The following is a 14,948-nucleotide window of genomic DNA, read 5'->3' on the forward strand; positions in this document are numbered from 1 at the left end:
TCCTCCCTTTGCGCTTTGCCCGGCTGTTTAAGGTCTTTGGCCATGCGGCATAGTCCGGATCATCGAGGCATCGTCGACCGTCGCCCGATACAGATGCCAGGTCGCGTGGCCAAGAATCGGCAAGATGACGGCAAGACCCACAAAGAGGGTGAGCGCGCCGACAAAAACCGAGATTCCGACAATAAGCCCCCAGGCCAGCATGGGGATAAGATTGTGCATGACGGCGCGGAAGGAGGTTTCTACCGCAACATAGGCGCCGACATCGCGGTCGAGCAGCAGCGGGAAGGCGATGACCGAGGTGCAGAGGACGACAAGCGCAAAGGCGGCGCCGACTGCCGTGCCGATGATGGCGAGCGTCATGCCGCCGGGTTCGGCAAAGACTTGATTGAACATGGCGCCAAAGGTTTGGGGCGGTGAGGCGCCGAAGAGGTTTTCGTAAAGTGCCTGGGCGCTGGTGAGCCAGAGGGTGAAAAGGACGAAGAGCATGGCGCCGATGGCGATGATGCTGCCCATGGCGGGCGAATGGATGACGCCGATGGCGTCGCGCCAGGACGGTTCTTCGCCCAATTCGCGGCGACGGGAGATTTCATAGAGCGGCAGCGCGGCGATCGGGCCGATCAACGCAAAGCCGCCGATCAATGGATAGAGCAGGGGCCAGGTGTGAAAGCCGTTCATCCAGACGGTCAGCACAATGCCGATCACCGGATAGATCAGGGCCAGGAGAAAATAATGGCTGGGCTTGGCCCAGAAATCTGCGGCGCCGCGGCGCAGCGCTTCGGTCAGATCGGCAAGGGTGATGGTTTTGATGACGGGCAGATCCAGCTTGTCGCCAGCGCCGGCCATAACGTGCATTTGGGCCATATCGGGACCTCCTTCCGCAAGGGGAGGCCGCATATCCGGCGTATTGCGCAAACCGGCGCGAGACGCAGAACCTGCGACCGCTAACCTTGTGCAGCCTACGCCCCAGGCGGGAGCTTGTCGCCCCCGCGCGGGAAATCGTGATCAGGCCTTGGCGAGAGCCTGTTCGATATCGGCGATGATGTCGTCGATATGTTCGATGCCGACCGAAATGCGGACGAGGTCCTCGGAGACGCCAGCCTTTTTCAGCTCTTCGGGGGAAAGCTGGCGGTGCGTGGTCGAAGCCGGATGGCAGGCAAGGGATTTGGCGTCGCCGATATTGACGAGGCGCAGGATCATCTGCAGCGCATCGATGAAGCGGCCGCCGGCTTCCTTGCCGCCCTGAATGCCGAAGGACAAAATTCCGGAGCCCGAGCCTTTCGAGATTTTCTTGGCGACGGCGTTATAGGGACTATCGGGCAGGCCGGCATAATTGACCCATTCGACCTTGGGGTGGCTCTTGAGGTATTGCGCGACTTTCAGGGCATTTTCCGAGTGGCGCTCGATGCGGAGGCCGAGGGTTTCGAGACCCTGCAGGATCTGGAAGGCGTTGAAGGGCGAAATGGCAGCGCCGGTATTGCGCAGCGGCACGACGCGGGCGCGGCCGATATAGGCTGCGGGGCCGAGCGCCTCGGTATAGACGACGCCGTGATAGGACGGATCGGGTTCGTTCAGCACCGGGAAGCGGGTGGCGTTTGCCTTCCAGTCGAATTTGCCGCTATCGACGATGATACCGCCGATCGATGTCCCATGGCCGCCTATATACTTCGTCAGCGAATGAACGACGATATCGGCGCCGAAATCGAAGGGGCGCGTCAGATAGGGCGTCGCGACGGTATTATCGACGATGACCGGTACGCCATGACGATGGGCGATCTCGGCAATCCTCTCGATATCGACGACATTGCCGGCGGGATTGCCGATGGATTCAAGGAAGACGGCTTTGGTCTTGCTGTCGATGGCCTTTTCAAAACCCTCGTAATCGTCGTGGTTGACGAGGCGGGTTTCGATGCCCTGGCGGGGGAAAGTGTGGACGAAAAGATTATAGGTGCCGCCATAGAGCTGGGAGATAGAGACGATATTGTCGCCGACGCCGGCAATGGTCTGGATGGCATAGGTGATCGCCGCCATGCCTGAGGCGAGGGCGAGGCCGGCAATGCCGCCTTCAAGCTCGGCGACACGCGCTTCGAGCACGGCAGTCGTCGGGTTCATGATGCGGGTATAGATATTGCCGGCGACCTTGAGATCGAAGAGATCGGCGCCGTGCTGGGTGTCATCGAACGTGTAGGACGTCGTCTGGTAGATGGGGACGGCAGCCGCCTTGGTGGTGGCCTCCGATTCATAGCCGTGATGGAGGGCGATCGATTCCAGTTTCATGTCTTGGGCTCCTTGGTCCACGCGGGGCCAGATTTGGATGGACTGCGCGAAAAGACAAGCGGCGCCAGAGGCAAGCCGTTCTAGGGAAACGGGAATTTTTGAAAATGTTTAGGCGGCCGCGTGAGTGCTATGGCGGCATAGCAGGTTGTTCCCGCCAGTGATTGCTGCGGGATGCTTGTTAGTGGACGGACCCCGGAGCGGCAGGCACCTCGAAGGTGATTTGAAAGATGAAGCGCATACCGCTCCGGGGTGCCCTCTTTTCGGACAGGATTCACAGCGCCTTTTTGATCGCTCGTCGCAAGGCGGCCAATCCCGAACGTGCCCTGGAGACGATCCAGCGCCGGGCCCTCTCGCTACTGTCGTCTGCAGACCGTCCATGCGAGTTTGGATGGAGGTATTATGAAGGCATAATTTGGGGCGGGGATAAGATGGATAGATTGGCGCCACCGCTTACCCATCCAACCAGTCGTCACCACCGGGCTTGTCCCGGTGGTCCATGCGGAGGTGAGATGGATTGCCGGGACGAGCCCGGCAATGACGATGGAAGGGAGGGGCCTACGCTTACGGCAGCTTCGCTAAGTGCAAGGTCCTAGGGTTAAGCCTCAAGGTAACAGCAGTGGGTGGGGGAGCAGTACTAGTTACGCCTTACCCACTAGGCTATCGACCTCATAGCGATCGGACGGATCGTGTTGAGGCCGGTAGACAAAATAGTCGAAGTCAGCAGGGCTGGCGGTGCCGTTGAGATCGTGGGCGGCGACGCCGACGAAGGCGCCGGTAAAGCTGCCATGGGCCTGGTGGCCACCGCATTCGTCCGAAAGGATCGAGGCATCGAAGACGGGTCCGATGGGCTGCAGGTCCTGGCCTTCGAGAGCATAGAAGAACTGCAGGGCGCGGCCTCGAATAGTGAGGGCGAGCTTGACCTTGCCCTCATTGGGAATCTGCACAGGCTCAGCGGGGAAGCGCAGCTTGCCGTCAGGCCAGCTCATTTCCGAAGACATGAGCAGGAGTTCGCGCTGGCCATCGGCATGGGCGGTGACGGCGAGATAGAAGAAATTGTAGCGCGAGTAGTAGGCGGTAAGGCCCGCCATGGTGCGCTCGTTGGTGGCGTGAAAATCAACCACGGTTTCGGCATCGTAGGAGAAATGCGTCTGGCGGCGGGCGACGAGGGCCTGTTCGAACCAAGAGCCGATGGATTCACGGCCGAACAAACGCAGCTTGCCGTTTTCCGTCGAGAAAATCCGATCGGTCTCGGGCGTGCGGAGCCACTGGAAATCCTTGTGGAGGCCATTTTCGAACGTGTAGCGCTGCTCGGCCCAATACTTCTCTTTGTCTCGCGTGCCGGGGACTTCGACATGGAGGGACGGTACGGGGCCGTTCTTGACGTAGAGCCAGTCGTCGTCGCCCCAATAGGCTTCTTGGATCGAGGTTTCGCGGCCAAGGACGCAGCGGCGTTCCTGTGTCGTCGGGCGGCCGCCGAGATGGACGAGATAAGTTTTCCCGTCGGGCGTCTCGACGAGATCGCCATGACCGGCGCGCTGGATGGCGGCGAGCGGGGCGTCCTTACTGGTGAGGATATGCTTGTCGGGGTGGGTTTCGTATTCGCCCGTCAGGGTGCGCGAACGGGCAAAGGTGCAGGCATGGTCATAGGCCGTACCGCCTTCGGCGGTGAGCAGATAATACCAACCGTTGCGCTTATAGATATGCGGGCCTTCTACCAGTTTGAGGTCAGTGCCCTTGTAGATATTAGTGATCGGGCCGACGAGCTTTTCGGCGACGGGATCGAATTCCTGGATGACGATGCCCGAGAACAAAAGCGGGCGAACGCGGTGGTCCCAGGTCATGTTGACGAAGTATTTTTTGCCGTCGTCATCATGGAAGAGCGAGGGGTCGAAGCCCGAGGAATTGGTGTAGATCGGGTCAGACCACGGGCCTTCGATCTTGTCAGCCCACACGATGTAATTGTGGGCGTCCTTGAACGAGCCGTCCTTCCTTTTGACGTCGGTATAGACGAGCCAGAATTTTTCGCCGTCATGCGTCAGGCACGGCGCCCAGACGCCGCAGCTATCGGGATCGCCGCGCATGTCGAGCTGGGTTTTGCGGTTTAGCGGACGGGTAATAAGCTCCCAATTGGCGAGATCCTTGGAGTGATGGATCTGCACGCCCGGGAACCATTCGAACGTCGAGGTCGCGATGTAGTAATCGTCGCCGACGCGGAGAATGGATGGGTCCGGGTTAAAGCCGGGAAGGATGGGATTGGTGATTTGCGGCATGGTGGCTCCTCACCCGCCACCGCTACCCTTCTCCCCTTGTGGGAGAAGGTGGCGCGCAGCGCCGGATGAGGGGTCTGCGATTTGAAAAGAAACCCCTCACCCGCCCTTTGGGCACCCTCTCCCACAAGGGGAGAGGGGAGGGGCTCAGCGCTCGTCTTAAACGAACCGGTTGACCAGGTTTTCGAGATATTCCTGGCGGCCGGATTTTGGCTGCGGGTTGATGCCTTCGGACTGCACCTTGGCAGCGATATCCGCAAGGCTCAGCTTGCCGCCGAGGATGTCCTGACCAATGCCCGAATTCCAGCCGGCATAGCGATCGTCGAGCATCTTGTCGAATTCGCCGTCTTCGATGAGCGCGACGGCGCCCTGGAGGCCGCGGGCCAGGGTATCGAGGCCGAGGATGTGGCCGTGCAGCAGATCGGCCGGATCGAGCGACTGGCGGCGGACCTTTGCGTCGAAATTGAAGCCGCCCTTGCCGAGGCCGCCTTGCTTCAGGATGTAGTAGAAGGCCAGCGCCATTTCACCGGGAACGTTGGGGAAATGGTCGGTATCCCAGCCCGACTGCAGGTCGTTGCGGTTGGCGTCGACCGAGCCAAGCATGCCGAGCGAGGAAGCGACGGCCAGTTCGTGCTCAAACGAGTGACCGGCGAGGAAAGCGTGGCCGACCTCGATATTGCACTTCACCTTCTTTTCGAGGCCGTACTTCTGCAAGAAGCCATAGACGGTTGCGACGTCGTAGTCGTACTGGTGCTTGCTCGGTTCCTGCGGCTTGGGTTCGATCAGAATCTGGCCCTTGAAGCCGATCTTTTCGGCGTGCTCGATGACCAACGTCAGGAAGCGGGCCATCTGGTCCTGTTCCTGGCCGATCTTGGTGTTGAGCAGGGTTTCATAACCTTCGCGGCCGCCCCAGAGCACGTAGTTTTCGCCGCCCAGTTCGTGGGTCAGCTCGAGCACGGTCTTCACCTGGCCGGCAGCATAGGCGAAGACGGCGGGATCGGGGTTGGTCGCAGCGCCTGCCATGTAGCGGCGGTTAGAGAACAGGTTGGCCGTGCCCCAGAGGAGCTTCTTGCCCGTTTCCTGCATCTTGGCGGCAATGATGTCGCCGATGACGCGGAGGTTCTTGTTCGATTCGTCGAGCGTTGCGCCTTCGGGCGACACGTCCACATCGTGGAAGGCGAAGAAGGGCACGTCGATCAGGTTGAAAAATTCGAAGGCGACCTCGGCCTTGAGCTTGGCGCCTTCAAGACCCTTGTCGAACCAGGGACGATCGAAAGTGCGGCCACCAAAGGGGTCTCCGCCTTCCTGGGCAAAGGTGTGCCAATAGGCGATGGCGGGGCGGATATGGTCTTCCATCCGCTTGCCGGCGATCACTTCGTCCTTGTTGTAGTGGCGATAGGCCAGAGCGTTCTTGCTCTGCGGGCCTTCGAACTTGACCTGGTTCAGGCCCTTGAAAAAATCACTCACGAACGTGCCTCCTCGATGGCGGGGTAGAGTGCGCGATAGCGCGCATATTGATCGGAATAGGCGGCCGACAGTTTTTTGTCGGGCGCGATGGTGGTCTTGATCGGCGGCATGGTCATGACGTCTGCAGGGTTGGCGCCGGTTGCCGCGCAAAGGCCGAGACGGGCCGCGCCGAGCGCGCCGCCAAAATCGCCGTCTTCGGGAAGGGCGATTTCCATGTCGAGATTGGTGGCCAGCATTTTGAGCCACAGCGCCGACTTGGAGCCACCACCGACGGCCAACAAGCGGTCGATCTTGGTGCCGGCATCAGCCAAAACGCGCTGACAATCGCGCATGGCGAAGGTGACGCCTTCCATGACGGCTTGCGCCATCTGGGCGGTGTCGGTCGATTGGGAAAGGCCGGTGAAAGAGCCGCGGGCACCAGCATTGTTATGCGGCGTGCGCTCGCCCGAGAGATAGGGCAGGAAGATCGCTTCGCCCGGGCCAGTGAACTGGGCTTCGGCTTCGCCGGCGAGTTCGGCTTGCTTCTTGCCGGTGATGCGGCTCAGCCAATTCAGCGAATCGGTCGCCGAGAGAATGACGCCCATCTGGTGCCAGGTGTCTGGGATGGCGTGGCAGAAGGCATGAACGGCGCCTTCGGTATTGGGGCTGAACTTTTCGGTGGAGACGAAAAGCACGCCGGAAGTGCCGAGCGAGACAAAGCCCTCGCCGGGACGAATAGCGCCGATGCCGCAGGCGGCAGCAGCATTGTCGCCAGCGCCACCGGCAACGATGACGGCGCCGGACATGCCCCAGCGGGCGGCAAGGTCGGATTTGAGCTGGGCGGAAGGCGCGGAGCCTTCGACAAGACGCGGCATGTGATCGCGGGTGAGGCCGGTGACGGCCAAGAGATCATCGGACCAGTCGCGTTTTTGGACGTCGAGCCAGAGCGTGCCGGCGGCATCCGACATGTCCTCGACATAGTCGCCGGTCAGCAAAAGGCGAACATAGGCCTTTGGCAGCAGGACCTTCTCGATTTTGTCGAAGACGGCTGGCTCGTGCTTGCGGACCCAGGCGATTTTTGGCGCCGTAAAGCCGGGCATGGCGATATTGCCGGCGAGCTGGCGGAGGCTTGGGAGCGCAGCTTCCATCTCGAGGCATTCGGCGGCCGAGCGCCCATCGTTCCAGAGAATGGCGGGGCGCAAAATTTCGTCGTTTTTGCCAAGCAGCGTCGCGCCATGCATGTGGCCCGAAAGGCCGATGCCGGTGACGGCGGCGAGTTCGATCGGATGCGAGAGCTTGAGCTTGTCAATGGCTGCGAGAGTCGCGGTCCACCAATCGGTCGGGTTCTGCTCGGACCGGCCGGGATGGGGGCGCACGGGCTCGACGGCGGAAGCCGAGGCTTCGCCGAGCGATTTGCCATTGCCGTCAATCAGCAAGGCTTTCACACCGGACGTGCCGATATCAATACCAAGAAAAGTCATGAGGCACGTACCTCAATTCTGAGTTCGCAAATCAACGGATCGTCCTCCCGCCCGGTTTTCAGGCCCGCCCTCTTTTGAATGGCGGTGTTCTAACGCAGATTGTCGCGCAGGAAAATGCCAATTTCAATGGGGTCTGTGGCGATATGACGGCCAGCCCCCAATGCCAGCGCACGCGCGGCTGTGATGGCTTCTCGAATTTCGCCGTCGGGGTTTTGGTCGAGAACCACGTCGATGGCGCCGGACATCAGGCCCGCACGTGTAGGAGCGCTGAGTTCATGTGCGATGACTCGCGGGGATGTTTTATTACCAACAGCCTCGAGGGCCCCAACAAGGCCCATATTACCGGCACCGAGATTGTAGATACCGGAGAGATCAGGATAGTCGGAGAGAAGCTTAGCCACCAAAGCTTGGGTTTCGGCGCATTCGTCATGGCCTTCAAGCGGGCCGACGAGGTGAAGGGCGGGAAAGTCGCGAACCAAAACCTCGCGAAATCCGTCGAGCCGATCGAGATGGTCGCGAAGGTGGAGCGAGCCTGCGATAACGGCGACCTTGCCGCCTTGAGGCAAAAAGCGACCGAGGAGTGAGGCAGCGGTGCGGCCCGCAGCAACATTATCGACGCCGATGAAATGCTTGCGGGCAGAGCCGGGCAGATCCGAGACCAACGTCATGACTGCAATACCGCGGCGGGTGGCGGAATCGACGGCGGCGAGGATTTCGGGCTCTTCGCTGGTGACGATGACAGCGCAGTCGCAATCCTTGGGATCGAGCGCATCGAGGCCTGCGGCGAGCGATCCAGCATCGAGGGCGCGGATGCGTCGGGTGCTGAGATGCATGCGATCGGAAAGGGCCAGCATGCTGCGGCGCGCGACGGCCTCGGCGAGGCTATCCATGAATTCGTTGGAGCCATCGGGGATAAAGAAGACGACCTTCAAATCCCGGGCGCGCGCCATGAGCGAGGCATTGAGATCGCGGGAAAAGCCGAGGCGGACGATGGCCTCTTCGACCTTTTCGGCCGTGGCGGCGCGCACGCCGGAGCGGCCATTAAGGACGCGATCCACCGTTGCAAGCGACACGCCCGCGGCCTTGGCGACGTCATGAACCGTTGCTCTGCGCCGCGTCGCCTCCTCGTTCACATTGTCCCCGCATTCTTGATTTTGCTTTAGGGACCACAGTTCGCGGGGTAGCCGAAAAGGTCAAGTGCGGCGTTGCCGCAAGGAACCGAAAAGGCTAAACCTCCGCGCCAAAAGACTTTGAGGGGATATGCCATGGGCATCGACGTTTCGACATTCGGCGAACATCAGGGCCAGCGCGTCGACCAGTTCAAGCTGGTCAGCGATACCGGTGTGACTGTCGAGATTATCGGCTATGGCGTGGCCGTGCGCGATTGGCGCGTCCCTGTCGCCGGTGGTGAGCGCGGCGTCGTCCTGGGGTTTGAAACGCTCGAGCACTATGTGGAGCACAGCCCGCATTTTGGCGCACTGGCCGGCCGTGTGGCCAACCGCATCAAGGGCGCGAGCTTTGAGATCGACGGCGTCACCTACAAGCTGCCGCCCAATGCCGGCGACCTGCAGCTTCATGGCGGGGCCGAGGGCCTGGGACGTCAGGTATGGACCGGCCAAGTCGACAATGCCAACAATGCCGTGCGCTTCACCCATTTCTCGCCCGATGGCGCCATGGGTTATCCGGGCAATGTCAATTTCTCGGCGACCTATAGCCTTCGCGGCAATACTCTCCACTTGGAGCTCGCGGCAACAACCGATCGCGCCACCCCGATCAGCCTCGTGCAGCACCAATATTTCAATCTTGGCACGGCTGATACGGTGCTCGACCACACCATCCAGATCAATTCGAGCGCCTATACCGAGCTGGGCGACGATCTCGCGCCGACCGGCGCCATCCTGCCCTCCAAGGGCACGATCTATGATCTGCGCCAGCCGCGCACCATGCGCGATGCCAACGGCGTGCCGGTCGATTATGACATGGGCCTTGTGCTCGACACGGGCCGCAAGCATGCCGACCCGATCGCGACGGTGGTGTCGCCGGACAAGGATCTGACCCTCAAGATCTGGTCGGACCGCCCGGGCGTGCAGGTCTATAATGGCGTCTGGACCGGTATTCCGGTACCCGGGCTTGGCGGCAAGACCTATCAGAAACATGCCGGCTTCTGCCTTGAAGATCAGTGCTTTGCCGATGCCGTGCACAATCCGCACTTCCCCAATGTCATCCATTCGCCAGAGCGCCCCTATAGCCACTGGTGCGATATCGAGATCGCTTGATTTCTGGGCTGTTCGCAGCGTTGACCGGACCTGAGGAGGCCGCCATGGGGCGGCCTTTTCTTTTGCCGCTAGTGGATTTCTAGGCCAGAATCTGCCATCCCGTTCCTTCTCTGTTCACGAGGGCGTCATGGACAAGACCGAGCGACTATTTGCCATCATGGATGCGCTGCGGCGGCATCGGCGGCCGGTGACGGCAGCGGCCTTGGCCGAGGAACAGGGCGTTTCCGTCCGCACGCTTTATCGCGATATCCAGACCTTGATTGGGCTCGGGGCACCGATCGACGGCGAGGCAGGGATTGGCTATATGCTCAAACCCGGCTTCTTCCTGCCGCCGCTGATGTTTTCGGCGGAGGAGCTCGAGGCGCTGGTGCTGGGCGCGCGCTGGGTCGGGACGCAGCCCGATGATGGCTTGAGCGCAGCTGCACAGAATGCGCTTGCTAAAATTGCCACAGCATCGCCCGAAGATCTGCGCGATCGGATCAGCGACACCGCGCTTTGGCCGATGGCGCAATGGGGGGGACGCAAGCCTATTCCCGTGCTCGGAGAGATTCGCCTCGCCATGCGACAGGAGCGGGCGGTGACAATCGACTATCAGGACGAGCAGGGGCGGGCGACGTCGCGTACGCTTTGGCCGGTGGGTCTCGCCTTTTACGAGGGCAAGCAGACCATTGCCGCCTGGTGCCTGCTGCGCCAGAATTTTCGAAATTTCCGTACAGACCGCATCGTCAATTTGGTCGTGACCGATGAGCGCTACGGCAAGCGCCGCTCCGTGCTCGAACGCGAATGGCGCGAGAGCTGGGTGAATGATCGCCGCAATGACGACGCGTAACGCTTTGGATTCACGTGAAACACGGCAGCCGTAAAGGCAAAGCTGCGAGCTAAAAAATAGATTGGCGCAGCGGGAGTTTGATGGGCGCGGGAAACCCTGTGGTGCGTTCGGTCCAGAAACGATCGCGGAGCATTTCCGGAAAGACATGGCCCTTGGGGAGGTCATGCTGCCCGAACCAACCGGCTTCGCTAATGCTCTCGCCCAAGGCGGGATTGGCGGTGATATCGATCTCACCGGAAATGAAGCGCGCGAGAAACCAGAATTTCACCACCCGGCCCCAGCCATCGACCAACTCGTCGATATAAGCAAGATTTTGCGCCATGACGCGGAGGCCGGTTTCTTCGAAAGCCTCGCGTTCTGCGGCTTGCCAGAGTTCTTCGCTGCCTTCGACGCCGCCCCCGGGGCCAGCCCAGAAATCATGCTTGCCAGCGCGATAGTGACGAACGAGGAGAATTTTGTCGTCGCGCATGGCCAGAACGCCGGCCGAAATGCGATGGCGCATAAAAATCTCCTCAAACTCTGCTTCACGTGAATCACTGACCCACCAATACAGCATGAAGCGTCGCGGGTAGTGCTTCGAGTTTGATTTCGCCAAGGGCAAGTCCAGCGAGCAGCGCAAGATGGACGAAACCGATCATGAGTGTCGCAAACATAAAGCGCGTTTTGCGCGTCTTGTGCCGGAAAATTGCCTGGCCCAGGAGGCCGCCAATGATGCCAAAGGCAAGATCGAGACCATGCAAAGTGGCTTCGCTGACCCGCCAGGCTTGCGCTTCCGCCGCGCGCTTATCCAGCCAATAAACGAAAAATGTCAGCACGCCGCCGGCGGCGTAGGGCAGGAGCAGGAAGCCGGCAAATGGGTCATGCCAGATGAGATAGGCCAAGAGGCCCAGCAGACTCAGCGCAAGGATAAGCTGCCAATCGAGCTCGCGCCTGATTTGGCTCCGGCGCGCTTGCGGCGTAACCGGATTGGCACCTGCAATGGTGACGGAGCGTGCCTCAAGCTGTTGTTTCTCGCCCTTGCGCGCAGCGAAATAGACCACGTCGCCGACGCGCGGGCGTGTTGCGATCCGCATGATGGATGAAATATGGACGAAGTAGCGCTGGCCATCATCGCCCGCGATGAAGCCAAAGCCACGCGCATCATTCCAGTGAACCAGTTCACCGCGAAGATTGCTCACGCAGCACCGAAATTGAGACGATAGCTTAAGGCTTCCGCGATGTGCGGACGCGCGACTTTTTCGGAATTGGCCAGGTCGGCCAAAGTGCGGGCAACCTTGAGAACGCGATGATAGGCGCGCGCGGAAAGATTGTAGCGCTCGGCCGCCATGAGCAGCAGCGTTTGACTATCGCGGTCGGGCTCGACGAGTTTTTCGATCAGCGTTGAACTGGCGGCCGCATTGGTCAACACCTCTGGCGCGCCGACCGCTTTGTACCGCTCGCGCTGACGCACGCGAGCCATGGCTACGCGCTGGGCAACGACAGACGACGGCTCAGCGGTGGGAGCAGAGCCGATCATATCCGTCGCGGAGACGGCTGGAACATCGATGCGGATGTCGATGCGATCAAGGAATGGCCCGGAAATGCGCGACTGATAATCGGCGGCGCAGGCGTCCCCGCGCTTGCAAGTGTGGCCGGGCGTGCCGGCCATGCCGCATTTGCAGGGGTTCATGGCGGCGATGAGCTGGAAGCGACTGGGGTAAGTGACGCGGGCATTGGCGCGGGCAATGACCATTTCGCCGCTTTCGAGCGGTTGGCGGAGACTATCGAGGACACTGGGCGCGAATTCGGGCAGCTCATCGAGAAACAGAACGCCGTTGTGGGCAAGGCTCGCTTCGCCCGGCCGCACTTTTAGGCCACCGCCAACCAGCGCGGCCATCGAAGCTGAATGATGCGGGGCGCGGAACGGACGCCGATCGGACAGGGCGCCACCCGCCAGTTCACCAGCGATCGACTGGATCATCGAGATATCGAGCAATTCGCGCGGCTCAAGCGGCGGCAGGATCGAGGGCAATCGCGCGGCCAGCATAGATTTGCCGGCGCCGGGCGGACCAACAAGAAGAAGATTATGACCGCCGGCTGCCGCAACTTCGAGCGCCCGGCGCGCCACGGCCTGACCCCGGACATCGGCCAGGTCGGGCAGAGTACCGGCATCGATCAGGCGCTGCACCGGACGCGGCCGGGCCTGCAATTGCCGGCCGACGAGATGATTGGCAAGGGAGAGAAGACTATCGACCGCGACAATATCGATGTCTTTATTGGCCCAGGCCGCCTCGGGGCCAGATGCCGTGGGGCAGATAATGCCCAACCCCCGGGCCGTGGCGGCAATGGCGGCAGGAAGAACGCCGCCCACATGGGCCAGACGGCCATCAAGCCCCAGTTCACCAAGCACCAGATAGCGATCGAGCGCATCCTGTGGGATAGCGCCGATGGCAGCCATCAGGCCCAGAGCGATGGGGAGATCATAGTGGCTCCCTTCCTTGGGCAGATCGGCCGGGGCGAGATTGACCGTGATGCGTTTGGGCGGGAGGCCGAGGCCAGAAGCGACAAGCGCTGCGCGAACGCGCTCGCTTGATTCCTTTACCGCCTTATCGGGCAGACCAACCATCAGAAACTTGGAAAGACCGGGCGCGATTTGCACCTGAACATCGACCGGCACCGCCTCGATGCCGTTAAAGGCGACTGTGGCAACACGCGTAACCATGAACAAGGCCCCCACCTCAAGCAACGCTAACAGAAGAACCGCGTCAGTCAAGAACGGAGAGCGAACAGAAGATGGCTCGTTAACCATGTTCACTGCCACATTGGTTACCCTAAACGTCCATTAACCCCGACATGTTGAATCAAAGGCTGTGATTGTCTTTCTAAGTCGAGTGTGTTGATGGCCCGCGCCTTTCGTTTGCCCGCCTCTGTTTCCGCTCTGTTGCGCCACGCTGTGATGGGCCTGACAGTGGCAGCATTGGCAGCTTGCGCGACCGGCGGCGGGCTTTATGGCGCCATTCCGGGAGACAACCGGCCCCATGCCGGTGTCGATCGCGCCCGCGGCATGCCGGTGCAAGGCATCGACGTCGCGCGATATCAGGAAAATATCGATTTCGACCGGGCGCGGGCCGGCGGCACCCACTTTGTCTTCATGAAGGCGACGGAGGGGAAGGACTATGTCGATCCCAATTTCCGCGCCAATTGGGAGCGGGCGCGCAATGCCGGCATGCCGCGCGGCGCCTATCATTTCATGACTTGGTGTTCGCTGGCTTCGGAGCAGGCCAATTGGTTCGTGCAGAACGTGCCGGCCGATCCAAGCGCCCTGCCACCCGTGCTCGACCTCGAATGGAACAATCATTCAAGCTGCACGGTAAAGCCGAGCAAGGCCGATGCGCTCGAAAAAATCCGGCTCATGCTCGATGTGATGGAGCGCCATACCGGCAAGCTGCCGATCATCTATACCGACATGAACTTCCACCGCGATATCCTCGCAGGCGAATATTTTCCGAACACATTCTGGCTGCGCTCGACCGCAGCCGAGCCGCATGAGCGCTACGAAAACCGCACCTGGACTTTCTGGCAATATACCCAGACGGGCGTTGTGCCTGGGGTCAAGGGCGAGGTCGACCGGAACGTCTTCTATGGCTCGACGAATGACTGGTTGATGTTCCTCTCGACAGGTTGCGACCCTCGCGCCATCTCGGCCCTCGCCCCCACCGGCCGCTGCCAGTTCGTCAAGTAGCGGCGCCGAGGAGGCCCGAGGCCTTGATGCCGTCGAAGACGAACTGCACAGCGAGAGCCGCAAGCAGGATGCCGACGACGCGGGAAACCACGGAAAGACCAGTCAGCCCGAGGAGGCGCTGGATGGGAATAGCGACGAGCAGCGTCAACCAGGCCAGCGCTAAGATGACGATGATGGCGGCGATGACCAGCCAGAATTCGGCTTGGGACTCGGCGCCGGTCGTCAGCAGGATGACGGCGCTGATGGCGCCGGGACCCGCTAGGAGCGGCATGGCGAGCGGGAACACCGAAATATCGTGGGCCTGACGGGCTTCAACCTCTTCCTCGTCGGTCGTGCCTGTGCCGCCCGAATGGCGCGCGAAAACCATGTCGATGGCGATCAATAGCAGCAGGACGCCGCCAGCCGTGCGCAGCGCAGGGATGGTAATGCCGAAGACATCAAGGATCAGATTGCCGAGGAAGGCGAAGAACAACAGGATCAACAGCGCGATAACGACGCCACGGGTCGCAAAGGTGCGGCGCTGCGCGGGTGTATTATCTTTTGTCAGCGCGGCGAAGATGAAGGCGATATCGGCAACGCCGACTGTCGCGAACAGCGTCGCAAAGGCGACGAGAAAAGCCGAAGTATCCATGGATCGCCCCGCAAACCCCAAAC

The 14,948-nt window shown here is 61.0% G+C and carries 13 protein-coding genes; 3 read left to right on the plus strand and 10 right to left on the minus strand.

All coding sequences use genetic code 11. The features are described 5' to 3' along the window. Window positions 1-27: 27 nt before the first annotated feature. The 6 genes from ASE94_RS11420 to ASE94_RS11445 all read right to left on the minus strand — a co-directional run bounded on the left by ASE94_RS11420 (window position 28) and on the right by ASE94_RS11445 (window position 8,601). Window positions 28-861 carry a DUF2189 domain-containing protein gene (locus ASE94_RS11420; protein WP_062630509.1) on the minus strand — a complete coding sequence of 278 codons (834 nt, stop codon included), beginning with the start codon at window positions 859-861 and terminating at the stop codon, window positions 28-30. 141 nt (window positions 862-1,002) lie between these two features. Then, entirely contained in the window at window positions 1,003-2,274 is a 1,272-nt protein-coding gene (locus tag ASE94_RS11425) for an aminotransferase class I/II-fold pyridoxal phosphate-dependent enzyme (protein WP_062630510.1), read from the minus strand. A 638-nt stretch (window positions 2,275-2,912) separates the two neighbouring features. Next, entirely contained in the window at window positions 2,913-4,544 is a 1,632-nt protein-coding gene (locus tag ASE94_RS11430; RefSeq protein ID WP_062630511.1) for a glycoside hydrolase family 43 protein, read from the minus strand. Between the two features lie 156 nt (window positions 4,545-4,700). Continuing rightward, complete coding sequence (gene xylA / locus ASE94_RS11435; RefSeq protein WP_062630512.1) at window positions 4,701-6,008, minus strand: xylose isomerase; 1,308 nt, start codon at window positions 6,006-6,008, stop codon at window positions 4,701-4,703. Beyond that, the gene (xylB, locus tag ASE94_RS11440; RefSeq protein WP_062630513.1) at window positions 6,005-7,468 is read right to left on the minus strand and encodes a xylulokinase; all 1,464 of its coding nucleotides are present in this window, start codon (window positions 7,466-7,468) and stop codon (window positions 6,005-6,007) included. Before xylB ends, xylA begins: the two co-directional genes overlap by 4 nt. 89 nt (window positions 7,469-7,557) lie before the next feature. Beyond that, on the minus strand, window positions 7,558-8,601 hold the full coding sequence (locus ASE94_RS11445) for a LacI family DNA-binding transcriptional regulator (protein ID WP_062630514.1): 1,044 nt from the start codon (window positions 8,599-8,601) through the stop codon (window positions 7,558-7,560). 132 nt (window positions 8,602-8,733) lie between these two features. Between ASE94_RS11445 and ASE94_RS11450 the strand changes: the two genes are divergently transcribed. Together ASE94_RS11450 and ASE94_RS11455 are read left to right on the plus strand one after the other, a co-directional pair. Next, window positions 8,734-9,744, plus strand: coding sequence for an aldose epimerase family protein (locus ASE94_RS11450; protein ID WP_062630515.1), 1,011 nt, complete (start codon window positions 8,734-8,736; stop codon window positions 9,742-9,744). Between the two features lie 127 nt (window positions 9,745-9,871). Continuing rightward, window positions 9,872-10,573: a YafY family protein gene (locus tag ASE94_RS11455; RefSeq protein WP_062630516.1), complete on the plus strand. Its 702-nt coding sequence runs from the start codon at window positions 9,872-9,874 to the stop codon at window positions 10,571-10,573. 49 nt (window positions 10,574-10,622) lie between these two features. Here ASE94_RS11455 and ASE94_RS11460 read toward each other — a convergent pair whose 3' ends face one another. From ASE94_RS11460 to ASE94_RS11470, 3 genes are read right to left on the minus strand one after another with little or no spacing between them, the layout of a single operon-like run. Further along, window positions 10,623-11,075, minus strand: a complete 453-nt coding sequence (locus tag ASE94_RS11460) for an NUDIX hydrolase (protein ID WP_062630517.1) — start codon at window positions 11,073-11,075, stop codon at window positions 10,623-10,625. Window positions 11,076-11,106: 31 nt separating this feature from the next. Beyond that, window positions 11,107-11,751, minus strand: a complete 645-nt coding sequence (locus tag ASE94_RS11465) for a DUF1294 domain-containing protein (protein ID WP_062630518.1) — start codon at window positions 11,749-11,751, stop codon at window positions 11,107-11,109. Continuing rightward, window positions 11,748-13,274: a YifB family Mg chelatase-like AAA ATPase gene (locus ASE94_RS11470; protein WP_062630519.1), complete on the minus strand. Its 1,527-nt coding sequence runs from the start codon at window positions 13,272-13,274 to the stop codon at window positions 11,748-11,750. The genes ASE94_RS11465 and ASE94_RS11470 overlap by 4 nt, the downstream gene beginning before the upstream one ends. Window positions 13,275-13,451: 177 nt before the next feature. On the opposite strand from ASE94_RS11470, the gene ASE94_RS11475 reads away from it, so the two are divergent. Further along, a complete protein-coding gene (locus tag ASE94_RS11475; protein ID WP_062630520.1) occupies window positions 13,452-14,294 on the plus strand; it encodes a GH25 family lysozyme in 843 nt (280 codons plus the stop codon). Here the strand turns inward: ASE94_RS11475 and ASE94_RS11480 are convergent. After that, a complete protein-coding gene (locus tag ASE94_RS11480) occupies window positions 14,287-14,925 on the minus strand; it encodes a MarC family protein (RefSeq protein WP_062630521.1) in 639 nt (212 codons plus the stop codon). The two genes, ASE94_RS11475 and ASE94_RS11480, sit on opposite strands and share 8 nt — an antisense overlap. Window positions 14,926-14,948 lie beyond the last annotated feature (23 nt).

The sequence above is a fragment of the Devosia sp. Leaf64 genome (assembly GCF_001421945.1).
In the GTDB taxonomy this organism is placed as follows: domain Bacteria; phylum Pseudomonadota; class Alphaproteobacteria; order Rhizobiales; family Devosiaceae; genus Devosia.